The following is a 20,301-nucleotide window of genomic DNA, read 5'->3' as shown; positions in this document are numbered from 1 at the left end:
GCACAGGAAGTCGGACTCGCCGACTTCCTGTGCGCAGCCGGCACCCGATCAGGTGACAGGGGCCAGGGCGAGTCCGCGGGCGGCGAGGAGAACGCCGCGGGCTCGGGCGGCGCCGGTACGGGCGGTGGCCGGGTCCGGGGCGACTCGCCGGGGGACGAGGCCGGCACAGGAGCGGCAGATGCCGGGGCGGGGCACCGGATCGCGGCACTCCGCGCATTCGGAGCGGGCAGGTGCGGCGACGGCGGGTTCACGCGGCGGTGGGAGCTTGCGCTGCAAGCGGTTGCGGAGCAGGCCGACCGGCGAGTGCAGGGGCCGCGGCAGGTCGGGGAGCAGGGCGTGGGCGAGGTCGGCGTCCGTGTGGCCCCTCGCCAGCCATTCGGCGACGAGGGGTGCGAGGGCGACGGCCTCGGCCTCGCCGAGGCGCAGGCGGGGCTCCCGACGGATCACCCGGTGGAGTATGGCCACCGCCTCCCGGACGTGTGGATCGGTCTCGGTCAACGCGGCCGGGAGGGTGGGTACTTCTTCCGGGTTCTTTACGGGAGGGGCGTCAGAGGGGCCGGTATCAGGCTCACCGGGGGCCGGGGGTGGGTCACTCGGCGGCCCCGGGCGCTGAGGAGTGTCGCACACGTGCACCTCGGTCCGGATCGTGCCGTCGGGCATCCGGACCTTCTCGACCCGGTAATACCCGGCGTCCTTCAGCTCGTTGAGCGTCCGGCGGATCGTGCCACGCCCCTGCGGGCTGCTGTCGGCCATGCCCCGGCCGTCCTCACGCCAGCCGTCCGGACGGGAGAGGAGGTCCACGAGGAGTCCTCGGGCGGTGTAGCTGAGGCGACGGTCCTGGAGGAGTCCGTTCGGAAGGACGGAGAAAAAGCGCGAGTGCGCGCTACGATGAATCTGCATGGGGAGGGTTTGCTCCTGGTGCCAGACCCCGGGGTGTTGGTAGCACCGCTGGGGTCTTCTCTTTTCTGCTTGCGCCACGGAACGTAACATGCCGGTAGCAGCTGGTGTTAACCGGATTGACGATCAATCAGCGCGCGAAGCACTCGGGGGCGCACGGGAGTTGGCGCGCGCCTGGTAGACGATGGCGCATGAACCGGAGACCCGCACGCATGGGGCGTCTCATACTTCTCGCCTACGTTCGAGGCATGACAGAGAAGCGAGTTGACGACACGTCATCCGTGCTGGCGGTCGGCGTCCCCGGAGCGGTCGAGCAACACGTCGGACTGCAGCTCGCCGCCGCCGGGGTACGGGTGCGGACGCTGACGCGGCGGGCCCTGCTCGACCCGGCATCGCTGGAGGCGGCGGTCCAGGGGGCGGGCGCGGTGCTGCTGGGGTGGCCGTTCCCCACGGCGGACGAGGCGGCGGACGCGGTGGGGGTGCTGGCCCGGGAGGTCGGGCGGGTGGTGTTCCTCTCCTCGACGGCCGTCCGGGCCGAGGGCGAGGTGGAGGCGCTGCTCGCCGGGAGCGGGGTCCGGCACACGGTGCTGCGGGCGCACGGGTTCACCGCCGCGCTCCAGTGGGCGCAGGAGATCCGCTCCGGGGGCGCCGTGCAGGGCTACGGCGGCGCGGCCGGACTGAACCCGGTGGACGAGCGGGACATCGCGGCGGTCGCCGTCCGCGCCCTCACCGAGGACGGCCACGACGGCGCGCACTATCTGCTCACCGGCCCGGAGTGCCCCACCCAGGCGGAACAGGTGGACATCATCGGCGAGGCCGCCGGCCGCCCGGCGAAGTGGCAGGAGATCCCCCGCGAGGCGGCCCGCCGCCGCATGTCCGCCACCAGCCGGCCCGGAGCGGCCGTCGACAGCGCACTGGACTTCATCCACGCCCGCATCACCACCCCGAACCCGGCCACCACAACGGTCCAGGACCTCACCGGCCACCCACCCCGCAACTTCCGCACCTGGGCCACGGATCACGCGTCCCTGTTCCGTTAGGGCGTGCCCGGCCGGCGGCCGGGCCGCTCAGATCCCCAGGCCCCGGATGATCAGGTCCAGCAGGGCGAAGACGAACAGCGAGATGCCCACGAAGCCGTTGGTCTGGAAGAACGCCCGGTTCAGCTTGGAGAGGTCGTTCGGCTTGACGATGGTGTGCTCGTAGACGAACGCCCCCGCGACGACGACCAGGCCGACCCAGAACGCCGCTCCGGCGTGGGTCAGGAGCGCGAACCACCCCAGCAGGAGCGTCGTGACGACGTGGCACACCCGTGCGCCCCAGATGGCCGCCGGGATGCCGAAGCGGGCCGGTACCGACCGCACCTTGCCGTGCCGGTCGGACTCGACGTCCTGGCAGGCGTAGATGAGGTCGAAGCCGCCGATCCACACGCCGACCGCGACGCCCAGTACGAGGGCGTCCCACGACCAGGTGCCGGTCACCGCGAGCCAGGCGCCGACCGGGCCCATGGCCTGGGCGAGGCCCAGGATGGCCTGCGGGAAGTCGGTGAAGCGCTTGCCGTACGGGTAGACCACCATCGGCACGACGGCGACCGGCGCGAGCGCCAGGCAGAGCGGGTTGAGCATCGCCGCCGCGCCGAGGAAGACGATCAGCGCCACGGCCGAGCCGGCGTACGCCGTCTTCAGCGACACCGCGCCCGTGACGAGTTCGCGCGAGGCCGTGCGCGGGTTCCGGGCGTCGATCTCGCGGTCGATGATCCGGTTGGCGGCCATGGCGAAGGTGCGCAGGCCGACCATGCAGACGGTGACGATGAACAGCTCGCCCCAGTGCACCCGCTCGTCGGCGAGGAACATGGCTGTCAGTGCGGCGGTGTAGGCGAAGGGCAGGGCGAAGACCGAGTGCTCGATCATCACCAGGCGCAGGAAGGCCTTCGTGCGCCCCGGGGTTTCGACGGCAGCCGTGCTCACAGCCCGTATTCCTTCCAGCGGCGGGACACCAGGGCGGCCGTGGCCGGGTCCGACTCGACCATCTCGGGCCACCCGCCGTCGCGGGTGTACCCCTCCTCGGGGAGCTTGCGGGTCGCGTCGATGCCGGCCTTGCCGCCCCAGAACTGCTGGTAGGAGGCGTGGTCGAGGTGGTCGACCGGGCCCTCGACGACGGTGAGGTCGCGGCTGTAGTCGACGTTGCCGAAGGCCCGCCAGGCGACCTCCTGGTAGTCGTGCACGTCGCAGTCGGAGTCCACCACGATGATCAGCTTGGTCAGCGACATCATGTGGGCGCCCCAGATGGCGTGCATCGTCTTCTGGGCGTGCTTGGGGTACTTCTTGTCGATCGAGACGATCACGCAGTTGTGGAAGCCGCCGGCCTCGGGCAGGTCGTAGTCGACGATGTCCGGGATGATGATCTTCAGCAGCGGCAGGAAGAACCGCTCGGTGAACTTGCCCAGCGGGCCGTCCTCGGTCGGCGGGCGGCCGACCACGATGGACTGGAGGATCGGGCGGCGGCGCATCGTCACGCAGTCGATCTTCAGCGCCGGGAACGGCTCCTGCGGGGTGTAGAAGCCGGTGTGGTCGCCGAACGGGCCCTCGGGGAGCATCTCGCCGGGCTCCAACCAGCCCTCCAGCACCACCTCGGCGTCGGCCGGGACCTGGAGCGGGACGGTCTTGCAGTCGACCATCTTCACCCGCTCCCCGGCGACGAAGCCGGCGAACAGGTACTCGTCGATGTCGCCGGGCAGCGGCGCGGTGGCCGCGTAGGTCACGGCGGGCGGGCAGCCGAAGGCGATCGCGACCGGCAGCCGCTCGCCGCGCTTCGCGGCCACCGCGTAGTGGTTGCGGCTGTCCTTGTGGATCTGCCAGTGCATGCCGATGGTGCGGCGGTCGTGCCGCTGGAGCCGGTAGAGCCCGAGGTTGCGGATGCCGCTGTCCGGGTCCTTGGTGTGGGTGAGGCCCAGGTTGAAGAAGGAGCCGCCGTCCATCGGCCAGGTGAACAGGGCGGGCAGCTCGTCCAGGTTGACGTCGTCGCCGGTGAGCACGACCTCCTGGACCGGCGCGTCACCGGACTTCACGTGCCGGGGCGGCACGTGCGCCATCGAGGCGAGCTTGCCGAAGGCGTCCCGGAAGCCGGTGAAGCCCTGCGGCAGCTCGGGCTTGAGCAGGCCGGCGATCTTCTCCGCGATGTCGTCCGGGCCCTTGAGGCCGAGCGCCTTGGCGAGGCGCCGCTCGGTGCCGAAGACGTTCATCGCGAGCGGCATCGACGAGCCCTTGACGTTCTCGAAGAGCAGTGCGGGGCCCTTGGCCTTCTGGACCCGGTCGACGATCTCGCCGATCTCCAGGTGCGGGTCCACCTCTGCCTTGATGCGCTTGAGGTCGCCCTCACGGTCGAGTGCCCGCAGGAACGAGCGGAGATCGTCGTATGCCATGTCTGTCAGTATCCGCCACCGGATAGCCTGGCTCCGTCAAGGGCCCCGGGAAGGCACCCGCCCCGACCGCCCCGCAGGGAGATCGCCGCCGTGCTGAGAATTCTTCTGACCATCGTCCTTCCGCTCGCGCTCTGGGTGTGGGCGTTCATCGACTGCCTGACCACGCCCGAGGACCAGGTGAAGCACCTGCCCAAGCCGGTGTGGGTGCTCATCGTGCTGCTGTTCCCGCCGGTGGGCCCGATCGCCTGGCTGGTGGCCGGCAAGCAGCGCGGCCTCCTGCGGACCGGGGCTCCCGACGACGCCGACGGTCGTCCGGGGCAGCCGGTCCGGCGCGAGGGCCGCCCGCTCGCACCGGACGACGACCCCGAATTCCTCGCTTCGTTGAAGAGGAGCGACAACGATCACGAGGACATGCTGAAGCGGTGGGAGGCCGATTTGCGCCGCCGCGAGCAGGAGCTGCGGGGCGAGGACGAGCCCGAGGACGGCCGAAAGAGCTGATCGGAGCCACTGGGGGGATCCCCCGGACAGCCCACCCGGACGGCACCGGGTGGGCTGTGGTGTTTTTGGCGCTTCCCTACGACTCGGCGCCCTCTAGCACGGATCCGCACCGGTGCCCGACCGGACTTGAGCGGGGCTTGAGCAAGGCGCAAGAGGGCCGCCCTACATTACTGAACGAGGGCCCTGACCTGCGCTTTTCTTCATGTTCAGATCATCGGGCCATCACCTGACCGACAGCCCCCGGTATTCGAACGGACACCCAGTGCTCCGGCTTCGACACCACCGCTTCTGTGCAGGCCTGACATCTAAACGGACCTGACCTTGTACGGAATCGACGCCGAAACCAACGCACGGCCCCTCGTACAGTCATAAGTGAAGAAAGTGATTCGCAGCCGGGGGCACAGCAGACGTTGGCTGTCGGACAGTTCCCTCACCCTTGGAGTGGTTCGAGATGACGGTTGTGCATGAGGCGCCAGTCGACGGCGAGGTCCCCGAGGTCGCGGCCGACGCCCGCGGGCGGGTCGCCGAGCTGCACGAACTGCGCGAGAAGGTGCGGCGCGGCCCCAGCGAGAAGGCCACCGAGGCCCAGCACGCGAAGGGCAAGCTGACCGCCCGCGAGCGCATCGACCTGCTGCTGGACGAGGGCTCCTTCCGCGAGGTCGAGCCGCTGCGCCGGCACCGCGCCCAGGGCTTCGGCCTGGAGGCGAAGAAGCCGCACACCGACGGCGTGATCGTCGGCTGGGGCACCGTGCACGGGCGGACCGTCTTCACCTACGCGCACGACTTCCGGATCTTCGGCGGCGCGCTGGGCGAGGCCCACGCGCAGAAGATCCACAAGATCATGGACATGGCCATCGCGGCCGGCGCCCCGCTGGTCTCGCTCAACGACGGCGCCGGCGCCCGCATCCAGGAGGGCGTCACCGCCCTCGCCGGCTACGGCGGCATCTTCCAACGCAACACCAAGGCCTCCGGCGTCATCCCGCAGATCTCCGTCATGCTCGGCCCCTGCGCCGGCGGCGCCGCCTACTCCCCCGCGCTGACCGACTTCGTCTTCATGGTCCGCGAGACCTCCCAGATGTTCATCACCGGACCCGACGTCGTCCAGGCCGTCACCGGCGAGAAGATCAGCCAGAACGGCCTCGGCGGCGCCGACGTCCACGCCGGCGTCTCCGGCGTCTCCCACTTCGTCTACGACGACGAGCAGTCCTGCATCGAGGAAGTCCGCTACCTCCTCTCCCTGCTCCCCCAGAACAACCGCGAGATGCCGCCCCCCGCCGTCAACGACGACCCCGTCGAGCGCCGCAACGACACCCTCCTCGACCTCGTCCCCGCCGACGGCAACCGCCCCTACGACATGCGCAAGGTCATCGAGGAGATCGTCGACCACGGCGAATACCTCGAAGTCCACGAACGCTGGGCCACCAACGTCCTGTGCGTCCTGGCCCGCATCGACGGCCACGTCACCGGCATCATCGCCAACCAGCCCCAGTCCCTCGCCGGCGTCCTCGACATCAACGCCAGCGAGAAGGCCGCCCGCTTCGTCCAGATGTGCGACGCCTTCAACATCCCCCTCGTCACCATGCTCGACGTCCCCGGCTTCCTGCCCGGCGTCGACCAGGAGCACGACGGCATCATCCGCCACGGCGCCAAGCTCCTCTACGCCTACTGCAACGCCACCGTGCCCCGCATCCAGCTCATCCTGCGCAAGGCCTACGGCGGCGCCTACATCGTCATGGACTCCCGCTCCATCGGCGCCGACCTCTCCTACGCCTGGCCCACCAACGAGATCGCCGTCATGGGCGCCGAAGGCGCCGCCAACGTCATCTTCCGCCGCGACATCAACGCCGCCGAAGACCCCGACGCCATGCGCGCCCAGAAGATCAAGGAATACAAGAACGAACTGATGCACCCGTACTACGCGGCCGAACGCGGCCTCGTCGACGACGTCATCGACCCCGCCGAGACCCGCCAGGTGATCGCCTCCGCCCTGGCCATGCTCCGCACCAAGCACGCCGACCTGCCCAGCCGCAAGCACGGCAACCCGCCGATGTAACGCCCGCGCCCACGCGCGGCCCGCAGCACGCAGTTCCGAGCGACCACCACACACCACAAGCCACCGGGGGAGAAAACCAGACCATGACTGCTTCCGCCGAACCCCTCGTCCGTATCGTCCGCGGCTCGCTCTCCGACGAGGAGCTGGCCGCCCTCACCGCCGTGCTGATGGCCCGGGCGGCCGTCGCGCAGCAGGCCGCCGCGACCGCGCAGGTCGAGCCGATCGCCAACTGGCAGCGCCTGGAGCGCCGCCCGGCCTACTACTCGCCGGTCAGCTGGCAGCAGGCCGCCTGACGGCCCCGAACCTCCCGCGACGGCCGGTCACCCCACCCGGGTGGCCGGCCTTCCGGCCTTCCCGGCGACCGGGGCCACCGGGCCCGGCCGCCCCGACCACCGGGTGTCCGTTCCGCCCCGGCGCGGCTCGGTAGAATACCTACTGGACGGTATGCGGCCCGCCGCCCCGTCGGCCCCCATAGGATCGGCCGCTGCCGATGGACCAGAACTATCCAGGGAGGCTGCGATGGCCAGGCAGGCCCGCGCGCTGGCGACCCGCCAGACGGTACTCCTCGCGGCGGCCGAGGTGTTCGACGAGCGGGGCTACGCCGCCGCCACGATGTCCGAGATCCTGGACCGGGCCGGTGTCACCAAGGGCGCGCTGTACTTCCACTTCCACTCGAAGGAAGAGCTCGCGCTCGCCGTCATCGAGGGGCAGGGCGCCTGGCTGGGCACCTGGCAGCCGTCCTCGGACAGCCCGGTGCAGACCCTGATCGACCTCGGGTACGCCTTCGCCCACGCCCTCCAGGACGACCCGCTGGTGCGCGGCAGCATCCGGCTGACGATCGAGCACGGCAGCTTCACCCAGCCGCAGATCGCCGCCTACCAGGGCTGGTCCGACGTGGCCCGCGGGCTGCTGGAACGCGCCAGGGACGCCGGGGACCTCCACCCGGGGATCGACCTGGCGGCCGCCGCCGGGGTGATCACCGGGGCCGTCACCGGGATCCAGCTGAGCTCCCAGGTGCTGACCGACCGGCGGGACCTGATCCAGCGGATGTCCGACCTGTGGACGCTGGTGCTGCCCGGCCTGGTCCAGCCGCACGCGCTCGCCCGGCTGAGCGTCGCCGAGCGCGTGCCTTCCTAGGGCGTCTCCCGGGGCGCTTCCCGGGGCGCTTCCCGGGGCGCTTCTCGGGGCACCTCCCGGACGTCTCCCAGGGCGCTTGCCCGGGCTCCCCGCCCAGGGCCGCTCAGAGCCGGTAGCCGGCGCAGTGCTCCACCGCCACCAGGGCCGGCAGCGCGGCCGCCCAGAGCCGGCCGACGGCCTCCGGACCGGGCCGGTCGGCCTCCTCGGCGGCGAGCAGCACCTGGCCGGCCGCCATCGTCGTCAGCAGTTCGGCGGCGGCGCGGCGGTCCAGCCCGGGGCGCAGCTCGCCGGCCTCGGCGGCGCGGTCCAGCAGCCGGTGGACGACGGCGGTGAGGCTGCGCCAGGCGGCGTCCGTGCCGGGTGGGCCGTCCGGGGTGTCGGCCCGGGGCGGGCCCTGGCGGCCGAGCCGGACGCCGGCCCGGACCATCACGTCCTCGCGCAGCAGCCGGGCGAGTTCGTGCGAGAAGTCGATCAGGCCCTGGAGGGCCGGTCCGCCGGAGCGCAGGGCGCGCAGCGCGGCCGAGCCGATCTCGCGCCCGGCGGCGGCGCGCACGCCGTCGGCGAGGGCCTGCTTGGAGACGAAGTGGAAGTAGAGGGCGCCCTTGCTCACCCCGGCCCGGCGGCTGATGTCGACCAGGCTGGCGGCTTCGAAGCCCACGCCGGCGAACGTGTCCGCCGCGGCGAGCAGCACGGCACGCCTGGTCCGCCCCGCGCGTTCCTGCTTGACCACTGGGCCCCTCCGGACTCGGCCGGACGCGTTTCCCCCCGCCCGCCCCGCTGCTGTCAGCGCGCCGCCGTTGGGGGCGACGCCTCGCATGCGGACGGCGCCGACCGAAACCGCATGGTTGGTATCTAATCTAGCTCCTTCGCGGACCCCGCCGTCCAGTGGGGAGCACCCCCGCCCCGGGCCTGCCGCCCCCCGGGCGGCCATTACCCCAGTCCAGGGTAGGGGTAGCGTGGTCGCGTCGGGCTGCGCGGCAGGGGCCACCCCAGACGCAGAAGAGAAACCGGGTGGTCTGTATGTTTTATCTCAGGCGACCGTACCGGCCGCTCGACCGTCACCCTGGAGTAGGGCCCGTCATGCCATTGATCGTAGAGCCGGACGCCCACGGTCCGTACGCCCACCCCGGTCCCGGCTACGACTTCCACGAGCGGACCGTCTCCCGCCACCTGGTGCACCGCACCTCGGTGTCCGAGGTGTTCCTCACCGGCTGGCAGGCCACCGGTCCGTACGACTTCCTGCTCGGCGCCCAGTGGCCCCGGCTGCACGCCTTCTACCGCCTGCCCGGGGACCGCTTCCACGACCCGGTGCTGATGGCCGAGACCATCCGGCAGGCCGGGCTGCTGGTCGGCCACGCCGGCTTCGGGGTGCCGCGCGGCCACCACTTCGTCATGGAGGACCTCTCCTACGCGCTCGGCCCGGACGGGCTGCGCGGCCTGGCCGTCACCACCGGGCCGGCCTCGCTGATGCTCGCGGTCGGCTGCGAGGACGTCCGGATGCGGCACGGCCGGCTGGTCTCGCTGCGGGTGCACATCGACATATCCCGGGACGGCCACCCGATCGGCCACGGCTCCGGCCAGTTGCGGGTCGTCTCCCCCGCCTCCTACGCCCGGCTGCGCGGCCCCGAGCGGCGGGCCGCCGCCCTGCCCCGGCCGCCCGCGCCCACCGCGCCCGAGCTGGTCGGCCGCGCACAGCCCACGGACGTCGTGCTCAGCCCCACCCTGCGGCCCGACACCTGGCTGCTGCGCACCGACGCCGGGCACCCGGTGCTGTTCGACCACGAGCTGGACCACGTGCCCGGGATGCTGGTGCTGGAGGCCGCCCGGCAGGCCGCCCAGCGGCTGCGCCACCCCGAACCGGTGGTACCGGTCGAGCTGGTGACGTCCTTCGACCGCTACATCGAGCTGGACCGGCCCTGCCTCGTCCAGGCGGTCCACGAGCAGGCGCCGGACGGCCGCCGGCTGCCCGTCCGGGTGCTGCTGGTCCAGGACGGGCGGACGGCGGCCGACTGCCGGCTGCTCACCGAACCGATCGACGGGCCCGCCGACGGATCGGCGGACAGGCCGGCGGACAGACGGGGTGACAGACCGGGCGACAGACCGGCCGAGCCGCCGACGGTGCCCGCCCGGCGGGAGGCCTTCGACGACCGCCCCGCCGGCCAGGGCATCGGCAGCCCCCGGCTGCCGCTGGCCAGTTGAACGGCCTCCCCTGAGCACCCCTTGAGCGCCCCTTGAACACCCCCTGAGTACCCCCTTGGCCGCCCGCTAGGCGGCGACCAGTGCCGACGGCCGACCCGCGTGCATCACGCTGAGGTTGGTGGCCAGCCGGACCGGGTCCTGGGCCAGCCAGAGCCGCAGCGCCGCGCCCAGCATCGCGCTGGCCGACTCGATCCGGACCTCGGTGACCTGCGCGATCCGCGCCGCGCCGGGCACCAGCAGGTCGGCCAGCGGGGTCGGCAGCCAGACCGTCAGCGCGCACGGCGCCGGCGCCGTCAGAGCGCCCAGCAGGCGGTAGGCGTCCCCCGGCGAGCTGAGCGTGGGGATGATGTCCAGCAGGCCGTCGGCCACCACCTCGGACACGTCGCTGCGGTGTCCCTGGGCGAGCCGGCGGAGCAACGTGCGCTCGGCGGCGGTGATTCGGACGGTCAGCATGACCTCGTCGCACTCCATTGCGCGATTTCCTCCTCGTTCCTCCCCGTGCCGGCCGGCGGCCGGCACGAACTACCCCTGTCGCACCTCGGCCCGGCTACCTTCTGCGGAGAGCCGGGCCGGTGGGTGACTGTGTGCCCCGGTCAGATCCCCGCGTAGGAGTGCTTGCCGGTGACGAAGATGTTCACGCCGTAGTAGTTGAAGAGCCAGCAGGCGAAGGCCGCCAGCGCCAGGTAGGCCGCCTTGCGGCCCTTCCAGCCGGCCGTCGCGCGGGCGTGCAGGTAGCAGGCGTAGGCGACCCAGGTGATGAACGACCAGGTCTCCTTCGGGTCCCACTCCCAGTACTTGCCCCAGGCCGCCTCGGCCCAGATCGCGCCCGCGATGATAGTGAAGGTCCAGAGCGGGAAGACCAGGGCGTTGATCCGGTAGGACAGCTTGTCGAAGGTGGACGCGGCGGGCAGCCGGCGCCAGACCGACGCCGGGGTGCCCAGCGGGCCGGTGGTCAGGCCGGCCGCGATCCGCTTGTCGAAGGAGTCCTTGCCGAGGTACAGCAACGTGGCGATGAACGCCGCGTAGAAGGCGCCGCCGCAGAAGATCGCGGTCGAGACGTGGATCGCCAGCCACGGCGAGTGCAGCGCCGGGACGAGCTGCTCGGAGTCGGTGTAGAGCACCGTGGTGGCGATGCCGAGGGTCAGCAGCCCCGCGAGCACGACCGGCAGGCCGAGCCAGCGGACGTTCTTCTTCGAGGCCAGCAGCACCAGGTACGCCGCCGTCATGGCGAAGGCGAAGGCGCAGGAGAACTCGTACATGTTGCCCCACGGCCAGCGGGAGACCGAGAGGCCGCGGGTGACGATGCCGCCGGCGTGCAGCAGGGCGCCCAGCACGGTGAGCGAGACCGCGATCCGGCCGGCCAGGTCGGCCCGGGTGCTGTTGCCGGCCGCGCCCGGGCCGTCCTCCTCGTCCGCGCCGCGCCCGCTGGTGACCACCGTCGCGCCCTCGCCCGCCAGGGCGGTGCGGGTGAGCGTGGTGGTGCCGCCGCCGGCCCCCGCCACGGTGACGGTGACCTTCTTCGCGCCCTTGGTCCCGGCGACGGTCTCGGACAGGCTGCCCGACTGCTCCGTCGAGCGGACGGCGACGGCGCCCTTGCTGCCGAAGGTCCACTCGATCATGTGGGCGAACATGGCGAGTGTGTAGACCACCATCGCCGAATAGATCAGCTTGTTGGAGAGGTCGGCCAGCTGTGGGTCGACCCCCGAGGCGAGATGCACCGTCTACTCCTTGGAGTTCTGGTCGGCAGGGACTGCGGGGTCCTCGGGCGCGGGGCCTTCGGCTGTGGGGCCTTCGGGTGCGGCGTCGTCCTCGTCCTCCGACGCCGGGGCGTCGTCCTGGAGGTCCACCGCGAGTTCGGCCAGTTCCTCGGCGATCTTCGCCGACTCACTGCGGGCCAGGCCGGCCAGCTCCACCTGGGTGCCGCCGCCCGGCAGGGCGACCGCGCGCACCCAGATCCGGCGGCGCTGCACGAACAGCGAGCCGATCAGGCCGAGGATCGCCAGCACCGCACCGGTCAGGGCGATCGTGTTGCCCGGGCGGTGCGAGACGTTGAAGCTGGCCCACTGCTTGTAGCCCTCGAAGGTGACGCTGCCGTAGCCGTCCGGCAGGTCCCAGGCCTGGCCGGGCTTGAGCCGGGCCTTGGCGGGCTGGCCGTCCTGGGTCAGCTGGGTCAGCTTCCGGTCGTTGAGCTGGTAGATGTTCTGCGGCAGGCCGGAGTCGGTGCCCAGGTCGCCCGCGAAGGCGTTCAGCACCAGCTCGGGGGCGGCGTCGCCGGGGTAGAGCGAGACCGGGCCGGTGCCCTCGAAGCTCAGCGGCGCGGTCGGCAGGAAGAAGCCGGAGAAGCCCATCTGGGTCGGGTTGCCGTCCGGGCCAGCGCCGTAGTCGGAGACCTTCACGACACCGGTCGAGGTCAGGTTGCCGTCCTGCGGCAGGAACGGCACGGCACCCCGGTAGACGACGTCGCCCTTGCCGTTCTTGACGGTGATGACCGGGGCGTAGCCGTGGCCGATCAGGAAGACCTTGCTGCCGCCGATCTCCAGCGGGTGGTTGACCTCGATCGTGCCCTGCTTGAGCTTCGAGGTGTCCTCGCCCGCCGTGTACTCGACGTTCGCGGTGAACTGCCGGGCGGCGCCGATCTGGTCGCCCTTGTCCTGGAACTTGGCGGTGAAGCCGTTCAGCTTCAGGTAGAAGGGGTCGAGGTCCTCGGTGCCGTAGAACCGCGTGCCGTTGAAGTCGTCGAGCTGGGTGATGGTGTTGGAGTAGCCCTCGCCCTCGACCATCAGCTTGCCGCCGGTGCCGGACGCCAGGCTGGCCCAGGCGAAGCCGCCGAGCAGCGCGAACAGCGACATGTGGAAGAGCAGGTTGCCGACCTCGCGCAGGTAGCCCTTCTCGGCGGCCACCGAGCCGCCGGCCAGGTTGGCGCGGAACCGGCGCTTGCGCAGCAGCCGGTGGGCGGCGGCGTTCACCGCGTCGGCGTCCGCCTCGGTGCGCCAGGCCGCGTAGACCGGCATCCGGGTCAGGTTGCGCGGCGCGGTCGGCGGCTGGGCCCGCAGCACGCCGACGAACTGCCAGGTGCGCGGGACGATGCAGCCGGCCAGCGAGACGAACAGCAGGATGTAGATCGCGGAGAACCAGACCGAGCTGTAGACGTCGAACAGCTGGAGCTTCTCGTAGATCGGCGCGACCGCGGTGTGGTGCGTCTTCCACGCCTCGACCTTGAGCAGGCCCTGGCCGTTCTGGTACTGCGGGATCAGCGAGCCCGGGATGGCGGCCAGCGACAGCAGGAAGAGCAGGATCAGCGCGACCCGCATCGAGGTCAGCTGGCGCCACATCCAGCGCGCCCAGCCCAGGACCCCTATGCCGGTCGGGCCCTCGGACTCGACCGGCGCGGTGCTGAGCCGCTCGGCGGCCGCGTCGTCCGGCGCCAGGGGCAGCTCGGCCTCGGTCGTGGTCTTGCTCACGGTCAGATTCCGATCGAGAAGTCGGCGGTCCAGGACTGCAGTTCACTCATCGTCGAGTCCCAGATCCCGGTGACGAGCAGCAGACCGACCGCGACGAGCATGCCGCCGCCGATCCGCATGACGAGCGGGTAGTGCCGCTTGACCCAGCCGAAGGCACCCAGTGCCCGGCGGAAGGCGAGCGCGGCCACGATGAACGGTACGCCCAGGCCGAGGCAGTAGAAGGTCATCAGCAGGGCGCCGCGCTCCGCGTCGGCCTGGTTCAGGGCCAGGTTCTGGACGGTCGCCAGGGTCGGGCCGATGCAGGGCGTCCAGCCGACGCCGAACACCATGCCGAGCAGCGGGGCGCCCCACAGGCCGACCGCCGGGCGGCGGTGGGAGCGCACCTCGCGCATGCTCAGGCCGGGGACGAGGCCCATGAAGGCGAGGCCCATCACGATGGTCAGCGCGCCGAGCACGATCGAGATGACCCGCTTGTGCGCCTGGAGGGTGTCGCCGAACTGGCCGAACAGCGCCCCGCCCGAGACGAACACCGCGGTGAAGCCGAGGATGAACAGCGTCGCCCCGAGCAGCATCCGGCCGCGCCGGGCACCGCGGGCGTCCGCGAGGTCGGCGGCGGAGAAGCCGGTCACGTACGACAGGTAGCCGGGGACGAGCGGCAGCACGCAGGGCGAGAAGAACGAGACCAGCCCGGCGGCCAGCGCGATCGGCGCGGCCACCAGCAGTGCCCCGCTCTGGAGGGTCCCGGTGTTGTCGGCGAGTTGTAGCGGCAGGCTCACTGCTTCTGCTCCGCGACCACCGGCTGGAGGATCGACTCCAGCGCGTCCTGGGTCGTGCCGCCGACGGCGCGGGCGGCCAGCTTGCCGTCGCGGTCGACGATCAGGGTGGTCGGGAGCGACTGCAGGCTGAGGCTGCCCTTGGGGAACTTGAGCAGCTGGGTGCCGGCCGGGTCGAAGATGCTCGGGTAGGTGACGCCCTGCTCCTGCTCGAAGCGGACGGCGTTGGTCTTGTCGCTGTCCCGGGTGTTGACGCCGAGGAACTGGACGCCCTGGTCCTTGTACTTCTCCGAGACGGCCTGGAGGCTCTTCGCCTCGGCCCGGCACGGCCCGCACCAGGAGCCCCAGACGTTCAGCACCACGACCTTGCCGTGGTAGTCCGAGAGCTTGGTCTGGCTGCCGTCCAGGGTCTCCCCGGAGATGTCGGGGGCGCTCCCGCGCTTGCCGGTGTCCACCTTCGACAGGTTGGTCCCCTTGACGGTGACGAAGCCGACCTGGCCTTCGCCGCTGCCCGACGAGCCCGAGGAGGAACAGCCGGTGAGGACGAGCGCAGCGGCGGCGACAGTGGCGGCGGCTGCGGCGACACGGGGACGGGGGCGCGCCATGGCAGACATGTGAAAAGTTTCGCATGGAGTTCCGGGCAGGTTCGCCGGGGTCCTCCCTAGCGCGTCGCACCCCCTCTGACCTGTGACGGAGTCGGGCCGCCGGGCTTTCGCGGGGCGCCCCGATCCCATATTTACGCGGGGTTTACCAACGGCCCCGCAGGCTCACGCGCCGAAGCTCTTGCCCACCGGCTTGTCCTTGCCGCCCTTGCCGATCAGGTGCGCGGGCAGCAGGTCGCGGGCCGGCTCGCGGTAGCCGACCGAGACGATCTTGTCGCCCTCGAAGGTGAAGCTGGTCAGCGAGGCCAGCGAGCACTGCCGGCGGCGCGGGTCGTGCCAGAGCCGGCGGCGCTCGACGAAGGAGCGGACGATCCAGATCGGCAGCTGGTGGCTGACGCAGACCGCCTCGTGCCCGCGCGCGGCGTCCCGGGCGGCGCCGAGCGCGCCCATCATCCGCACCACCTGGTCGAGGTAGGGCTCGCCCCAGGAGGGCTTGAACGGGTTGGTGAGGTACTTCCAGTAGCCCGGGTTCCGCAGCGAGCCGTCGCCGACGCCGAAGGTCTTGCCCTCGAAGATGTTGTCCGCCTCGATCAGCCGCTCGTCCGCCGCGACGTCCAGGCCGTGCGCCTTGGCGATCGGCCCGGCGGTCTCCTGGGCCCGCTCCAGCGGGGACGCCACCACGTGGGTGATGTCCCGGCCGGCCAGGTCCTCGGCGACCCGCTCGGCCATCTCCCGGCCCAGCTCGGACAGCCGGTAGCCCGGCAGGCGCCCGTACAGGATGCCCTCCGGGTTGTGCACCTCACCGTGCCGCATCAGATGGACGACGGTGATCTCTTTGGCGCTCACTTCTCAGTACTCCTGGGGCTCGCAGGGATGGATCGGGGCCTAGACCGTGGCCGCGGCGGCAGCGCGGGCGGCGGCCGGAAGGGCGGCGGCGATCCGCTCGATCGCCCGCTCGTCGTGGGCCGCCGAGACGAACCAGGACTCGAAGGCGGACGGCGGCAGGTAGACGCCCTCGGCGAGCATCGCGTGGAAGAAGGCGGTGAAACGGTACGCCTCCTGGGTCTTGGCCTCGTCGTAGTTGGTGACGGCGGCCTCGGTGAAGAACACCGAGAACATGTTCCCGGCGGTCTGCAGCCGGTGCGTCACGCCCTCCTTGGTGAGCGCCTGCGACACCAGGCCGGAGATCTCGGCGGCGACCTTGTCCACCGTCGCGTACACCTCGTCGGTGCAGCCGCGCAGTTGGGCCAGGCCGGCCGCGGTGGCGATCGGGTTACCGGACAGGGTGCCCGCCTGGTAGACCGGGCCGGCCGGGGCCAGGTGGGCCATCACGTCGGCGCGCCCGCCGAAGGCCGCGGCCGGGAAGCCGCCGCCCATGACCTTGCCGAAGGTCAGCAGGTCCGGCGCCCAGCCCTCGTTCGCCGCCTCCAGGCCGTACCAGCCGGCCTTGGAGACGCGGAAACCGGTCATCACCTCGTCCGAGACGAACAGCGCGCCGTTCGTCCGGCAGAGCCGGGCCAGGCCCGCGTTGAAGCCGGGCAGCGGCGGGACGACGCCCATGTTGCCGGGCGAGGCCTCGGTGATCACGCAGGCGATCTCGCCCGGGTGGGCGGCGAAGGCCTGCTCGACGGCGGCCAGGTCGTTGTAGGGCAGCACGATGGTGTCGCCGGCCTGGGCGCCGGTGACGCCCGGGGTGTCCGGCAGGCCGAAGGTGGCCACGCCCGAACCGGCGGCGGCCAGCAGGGCGTCCACGTGGCCGTGGTAGCAGCCGGCGAACTTCACCACCTTCGCGCGCCCGGTGAAGCCGCGGGCCAGCCGGATCGCGGACATGGTGGCCTCGGTGCCGGAGGAGACCAGACGGACCTGCTCGACCGGGGCGACCCGGCCGACGATCTCCTCGGCCAGCTCGACCTCGCCCTGGCCGGGCGTGCCGAAGGAGGTGCCGCGGGTGACCGCCTGCTGGACGGCGTCGATCACCGCGGGGTACGCGTGGCCGAGGATCATCGGGCCCCACGAGCACACCAGGTCGACGTACTCGCGGCCGTCGGCGTCGGTGAGGTAGGGGCCGGTGCCGGACACCATGAAGCGCGGCGTGCCGCCGACCGCGCGGAAGGCGCGCACCGGGGAGTTGACGCCGCCGGGCGTCACGACGGAGGCGCGGTCGAACAGCGACTGGGACTGGGGGGCTTCGTAGGGGTAGCTCACGGGAGACATGGTCTCAAATCGTGTCCTTGAGCTCTGCATGTCGGACCCGATCATCTGGAACGATGATCCGGGCACCGTTGTCTGTACGGTTGTCCGTACAGACGGGGCCGCTGACTGCTCCGGAGCACGGACCAGTCAGACTGTGCACTCAGAGTGCGCAAGTGTTCCGGTTGTGTGCAGGGGTGTGGAGAGGACTGCCGCGTACCGCGAGTGGGTACGGCGGCGCATGACGGGTAAGGAGCACGTCCGGAGGGACGCCGGACGTGCGGGGGTCTGTCGATTCCGGCGAATTCCGGTGAGGATGGTCCGAGTGTCCGAGGCGCAGGACGGCTACGACGAGGCTGCGGGGGGCTCCCGCAGGCCCGCCGAAACCGCACGCGGGGGTAAGGGAGCGGGCACGGGTCGTGGCCGCCGCGGCGGCGAGAGGCGGGGTGAGGGACGCGTGGGGGTGACGTACAAGTACTTCGGCGCACCGGATCGCGCCACCGCCGCCAGAGTCCCCACCGCCCTCGGACCCGGCGGGCTCGGCCTGGACGCCGGCGAACTCGGTTCGCTCGGGCGGCTCGGCGACCTGATGGAGACCAGCGGCTCCCCCAACGGCCACCTCTCCACCAAGATCAAGCCGGAGACCATGAGCGCCATGGTCCTCACCGGCATCCAGGGCGTCCCGCTGCACCAGGTCCCGCCGCTGGAACTCGTCGTGCTGCACCCCGACTACGCCGTCGTCCAACTCCCGCAGAACGTCGTCGAACCGCTCCGCAAGGCCGACGAGACCGAACTCGGCGCCGCCGCCTTCATCTGGTCCACCGTCCCCGACCGGCGCGGACCGCGCGACGCCTTCGTGATCTACAGCATGCTGCACGAGTGGCAGGACTTCGCCAACCGGCTGCACGAGGCCGGGCACCAGCTGTACTGCCTGGTCTGGCCGTAGGACTTCCCGGGGCCCTTCGCCCCGCCCGTCGAACGGCGGCCGGGGCGAAGGGATGTGACCTCGCGTCAGTTCGTCCGGGCGCGGCGCGCCCGCCGTACCGCCCGTTCGCTCTCCACCGGCTCCGCCAGCGGCCCGTCCACCAGGCGCGTCAACGCCGACACGAACACGTCCCGCTCCGGGCCGGGCAGTGACTCCAGCACCTCCCGGTGCACCCGGTCGGCGATCGCGGTGCCCCGCTCGACGGCGCGCTCGCCCGCCTCGGTGACGGAGATGATCCTGGCCCGGCGGTCGGTCGCGGACGGGCGGCGCTCGGCCAGGCCCGCCTTCTCCAGCTCGTCCACGGTGACCACCATGGTGGTCTTGTCCAGGTCCGACAGCTCGGCCAGCTGGATCTGGGTGCGCTCGGTCTCCTGCGCGTGGAACAGCACGGAGTACGCGCGGGGGGTGATCCCGAGCTCGGTGAAGGCGGCCGCCATCCGGGTCGCCAGCACGTGGCTCGCGTGGTCCAGCAGGCCGGAGATGTCACGGATCTGGCGCACGGGCGGGGTCGTCGTCATACCTCCGAGATTAGCAACGGCCCGTCCGCTGCCGGATGATCCCGTTGGCAACCAACCCCGGGTCTACGGGATGCCCAACTCGAACAGCGCATACCCCGCGTACCAGCCCGCCGCCACCACGGGCATCGCGAGCAGGCCGACCAGCGAGGACGTCCGCACCCGGCGCAGCGCCACCGCCAGACCGATGAACAGCGGGAAGGCCGGCAGCAGGTAGCGCGAGATGTTGCCGAAGATCTGGTTGCTGCTCAGCGCGGTGGCGATGGTGAGCACCGTGTAGACCACCAGCACCAGCGGCGGCCGGGTGCGCCACAGCAGCACCAGCAGTCCGGGCAGGGCCATCAGCAGGGCGATCGCGATCAGGTCCGGGACGGGGTTGGACTGCCAGAAGTTCCAGTGCCCGGTGATCACGTCCATGATCGTGCGGACCGTGGAGGCGCCGCCGTCGAAGTAGCGGTTCCAGGCGCCCCGCTGGAGCTTGAAGTAGCCGCCCCAGTCGCCCATCCGGTAGCCGACCCAGACGACGTACCCGATCAGGCCCCACGGGGTGATCAGCATCGCGGTCAGCGGCCGGGCCACCCCGTCGGTGCGCCGGATCAGCGCCACCAGCGCGGCGATCGACACCGCGGCGATCAGTGCGGCGGCGGTCGGCCGGTTGAGGCCCGCCACCAGCGCCAGCACGCCGGCCGTCAGCCAGTGTCGGGTCATCACGCAGTAGCAGGCCCAGGCGGACAGCGCGACGAACAGCGAGTCCGAGTAGACCGCCCACTCCACCCCCGAACCCGGGAACAGGCCCCAGATCACCGCGGCGATCACGCCCGCCCGGAAGCCGCCGAGCCGCTCCGCGATCGCGAAGATCCCCGCCGCCGCGACGAGCGAGGCGATCACCGAGACGGCGATCCCGGAGCCGTACGGGCCGAGCCCGGTGACCGCGCCGACCAGCCGCATCAGCCACGGGTAGAGCGGGAAGAAGGCGGCCGAGTTCTCGTAGTAGGAGGCCAGCGGCCAGCCGTGCATCGGGAGCAGCTGCGGGTCGTAGCCGTTCTCGGCGATCCGCTGGTACCAGACGCCGTCCCAGGTGCCCAGCACGTCCCACGGCTGGGCGCCGCCGCCGCGGCCCGGGTTCTTCTTGAGGTAGTCCCCGGTGTGCGACAGCAGCAGCATGAAGACCGTGAGGCCGATGGCCTTGACCACCGCGTACGCCCCGAGCGCGGGCGCGAAGCGGTCCACCAGGGCGCCGAACCGCCCGGGCCGCCGGGCCGCCCGCTCCTCGGAGCGCTCCGCGGGCCGCTCCGTCTCCGGCGCCGCGGGCGCGCCGGGCTCGGTGCTGGACGACTCGGTGCTCGATGCCGTGCTCATCTGCTCTGGGTACTCCCCGCCACGCTGGTGGTCCGCGCGGCTACGGCGCAGCGATTTCAGGTGAGCCTACGGCACACCCCCACCTGCCCCGCGAACGCCCGCCCGCCCCGAAAACCCCGTGGCGGGGGAAGAACACGGCTGGGGGGGGTGGGGGAGGTGGAGGGGAGGAGGGAAGCCACATGCGGGGAGGGGAGGAGGGCCTGAGTGGGAGCAC

Annotated in this window: 20 protein-coding genes; 7 read left to right on the top strand and 13 right to left on the bottom strand. The window is 71.7% G+C overall.

Translation table 11 applies throughout. The annotated features are described in order from the left end of the window. Positions 1 to 48: 48 nt before the first annotated feature. Complete coding sequence (locus tag ACFVX9_RS25425) at positions 49 to 900, bottom strand: hypothetical protein (RefSeq protein ID WP_387983603.1); 852 nt, start codon at positions 898 to 900, stop codon at positions 49 to 51. Between the two features lie 245 nt (positions 901 to 1,145). Here ACFVX9_RS25425 and ACFVX9_RS25420 point away from each other — a divergent pair, with 245 nt between their 5' ends. After that, entirely contained in the window at positions 1,146 to 1,937 is a 792-nt protein-coding gene (locus ACFVX9_RS25420; RefSeq protein WP_387983601.1) for a hypothetical protein, read from the top strand. A 27-nt stretch (positions 1,938 to 1,964) separates the two neighbouring features. On the opposite strand, the gene mqnP is transcribed toward ACFVX9_RS25420, so the two are convergent. Both mqnP and ACFVX9_RS25410 read right to left on the bottom strand, forming a co-directional pair. Next, on the bottom strand, positions 1,965 to 2,870 hold the full coding sequence (mqnP, locus tag ACFVX9_RS25415) for a menaquinone biosynthesis prenyltransferase MqnP (protein WP_380375486.1): 906 nt from the start codon (positions 2,868 to 2,870) through the stop codon (positions 1,965 to 1,967). After that, a complete protein-coding gene (locus ACFVX9_RS25410; protein WP_380485533.1) occupies positions 2,858 to 4,315 on the bottom strand; it encodes a menaquinone biosynthesis decarboxylase in 1,458 nt (485 codons plus the stop codon). Before ACFVX9_RS25410 ends, mqnP begins: the two co-directional genes overlap by 13 nt. 90 nt (positions 4,316 to 4,405) lie before the next feature. Between ACFVX9_RS25410 and ACFVX9_RS25405 the strand changes: the two genes are divergently transcribed. The 4 genes from ACFVX9_RS25405 to ACFVX9_RS25390 all read left to right on the top strand — a co-directional run bounded on the left by ACFVX9_RS25405 (position 4,406) and on the right by ACFVX9_RS25390 (position 8,003). Beyond that, positions 4,406 to 4,813 (top strand): PLD nuclease N-terminal domain-containing protein, encoded by a 408-nt coding sequence (locus ACFVX9_RS25405; protein WP_387983599.1) that lies wholly within the window; start codon positions 4,406 to 4,408, stop codon positions 4,811 to 4,813. A gap of 451 nt (positions 4,814 to 5,264) precedes the next feature. Continuing rightward, positions 5,265 to 6,866 (top strand): acyl-CoA carboxylase subunit beta, encoded by a 1,602-nt coding sequence (locus ACFVX9_RS25400; RefSeq protein ID WP_380375468.1) that lies wholly within the window; start codon positions 5,265 to 5,267, stop codon positions 6,864 to 6,866. Positions 6,867 to 6,949: 83 nt separating this feature from the next. Further along, a complete protein-coding gene (locus ACFVX9_RS25395) occupies positions 6,950 to 7,159 on the top strand; it encodes an acyl-CoA carboxylase subunit epsilon (protein ID WP_063348879.1) in 210 nt (69 codons plus the stop codon). Positions 7,160 to 7,385: 226 nt separating this feature from the next. Further along, on the top strand, positions 7,386 to 8,003 hold the full coding sequence (locus ACFVX9_RS25390) for a ScbR family autoregulator-binding transcription factor (RefSeq protein ID WP_063348878.1): 618 nt from the start codon (positions 7,386 to 7,388) through the stop codon (positions 8,001 to 8,003). Between the two features lie 103 nt (positions 8,004 to 8,106). On the opposite strand, the gene ACFVX9_RS25385 is transcribed toward ACFVX9_RS25390, so the two are convergent. Continuing rightward, on the bottom strand, positions 8,107 to 8,733 hold the full coding sequence (locus tag ACFVX9_RS25385) for a ScbR family autoregulator-binding transcription factor (protein ID WP_363374920.1): 627 nt from the start codon (positions 8,731 to 8,733) through the stop codon (positions 8,107 to 8,109). A 350-nt stretch (positions 8,734 to 9,083) separates the two neighbouring features. Between ACFVX9_RS25385 and ACFVX9_RS25380 the strand changes: the two genes are divergently transcribed. Beyond that, positions 9,084 to 10,202: a ScbA/BarX family gamma-butyrolactone biosynthesis protein gene (locus ACFVX9_RS25380; protein WP_380375471.1), complete on the top strand. Its 1,119-nt coding sequence runs from the start codon at positions 9,084 to 9,086 to the stop codon at positions 10,200 to 10,202. 66 nt (positions 10,203 to 10,268) lie between these two features. Here the strand turns inward: ACFVX9_RS25380 and ACFVX9_RS25375 are convergent, their stop codons facing one another. From ACFVX9_RS25375 to hemL, 7 genes are all read right to left on the bottom strand, one after another. Next, the gene (locus ACFVX9_RS25375) at positions 10,269 to 10,655 is read right to left on the bottom strand and encodes a hypothetical protein (protein WP_380338130.1); all 387 of its coding nucleotides are present in this window, start codon (positions 10,653 to 10,655) and stop codon (positions 10,269 to 10,271) included. Between the two features lie 140 nt (positions 10,656 to 10,795). Beyond that, positions 10,796 to 11,920: a c-type cytochrome biogenesis protein CcsB gene (gene ccsB, locus ACFVX9_RS25370; protein ID WP_063348874.1), complete on the bottom strand. Its 1,125-nt coding sequence runs from the start codon at positions 11,918 to 11,920 to the stop codon at positions 10,796 to 10,798. Between the two features lie 3 nt (positions 11,921 to 11,923). Then, a complete protein-coding gene (locus tag ACFVX9_RS25365) occupies positions 11,924 to 13,663 on the bottom strand; it encodes a cytochrome c biogenesis protein ResB (protein ID WP_387983596.1) in 1,740 nt (579 codons plus the stop codon). Positions 13,664 to 13,665: 2 nt separating this feature from the next. Beyond that, positions 13,666 to 14,439, bottom strand: coding sequence for a cytochrome c biogenesis CcdA family protein (locus ACFVX9_RS25360; RefSeq protein WP_063348873.1), 774 nt, complete (start codon positions 14,437 to 14,439; stop codon positions 13,666 to 13,668). Then, a complete protein-coding gene (locus ACFVX9_RS25355; protein WP_244293435.1) occupies positions 14,436 to 15,041 on the bottom strand; it encodes a TlpA disulfide reductase family protein in 606 nt (201 codons plus the stop codon). The genes ACFVX9_RS25360 and ACFVX9_RS25355 overlap by 4 nt, the downstream gene beginning before the upstream one ends. A 162-nt stretch (positions 15,042 to 15,203) precedes the next feature. After that, positions 15,204 to 15,851 carry a histidine phosphatase family protein gene (locus ACFVX9_RS25350; protein WP_079136296.1) on the bottom strand — a complete coding sequence of 216 codons (648 nt, stop codon included), beginning with the start codon at positions 15,849 to 15,851 and terminating at the stop codon, positions 15,204 to 15,206. A gap of 72 nt (positions 15,852 to 15,923) precedes the next feature. Further along, a complete protein-coding gene (gene hemL, locus ACFVX9_RS25345; protein WP_063348870.1) occupies positions 15,924 to 17,252 on the bottom strand; it encodes a glutamate-1-semialdehyde 2,1-aminomutase in 1,329 nt (442 codons plus the stop codon). A gap of 292 nt (positions 17,253 to 17,544) precedes the next feature. Here hemL and ACFVX9_RS25340 point away from each other — a divergent pair, with 292 nt between their 5' ends. Continuing rightward, complete coding sequence (locus ACFVX9_RS25340; RefSeq protein WP_371518320.1) at positions 17,545 to 18,174, top strand: hypothetical protein; 630 nt, start codon at positions 17,545 to 17,547, stop codon at positions 18,172 to 18,174. Between the two features lie 65 nt (positions 18,175 to 18,239). Here the strand turns inward: ACFVX9_RS25340 and ACFVX9_RS25335 are convergent, their stop codons facing one another. Then, positions 18,240 to 18,731, bottom strand: a complete 492-nt coding sequence (locus tag ACFVX9_RS25335) for a MarR family winged helix-turn-helix transcriptional regulator (RefSeq protein ID WP_063348868.1) — start codon at positions 18,729 to 18,731, stop codon at positions 18,240 to 18,242. A 63-nt stretch (positions 18,732 to 18,794) separates the two neighbouring features. After that, complete coding sequence (locus tag ACFVX9_RS25330) at positions 18,795 to 20,087, bottom strand: glycosyltransferase family 39 protein (RefSeq protein ID WP_380428453.1); 1,293 nt, start codon at positions 20,085 to 20,087, stop codon at positions 18,795 to 18,797. Between the last annotated feature and the right edge of the window lie 214 nt (positions 20,088 to 20,301).

It is taken from the genome of Kitasatospora sp. NPDC058243 (assembly GCF_042882025.1).
GTDB lineage: Bacteria > Actinomycetota > Actinomycetes > Streptomycetales > Streptomycetaceae > Kitasatospora.
Note: the sequence above shows the minus strand (reverse complement) of the source record. Positions and strands in the feature narration are given on the sequence as shown.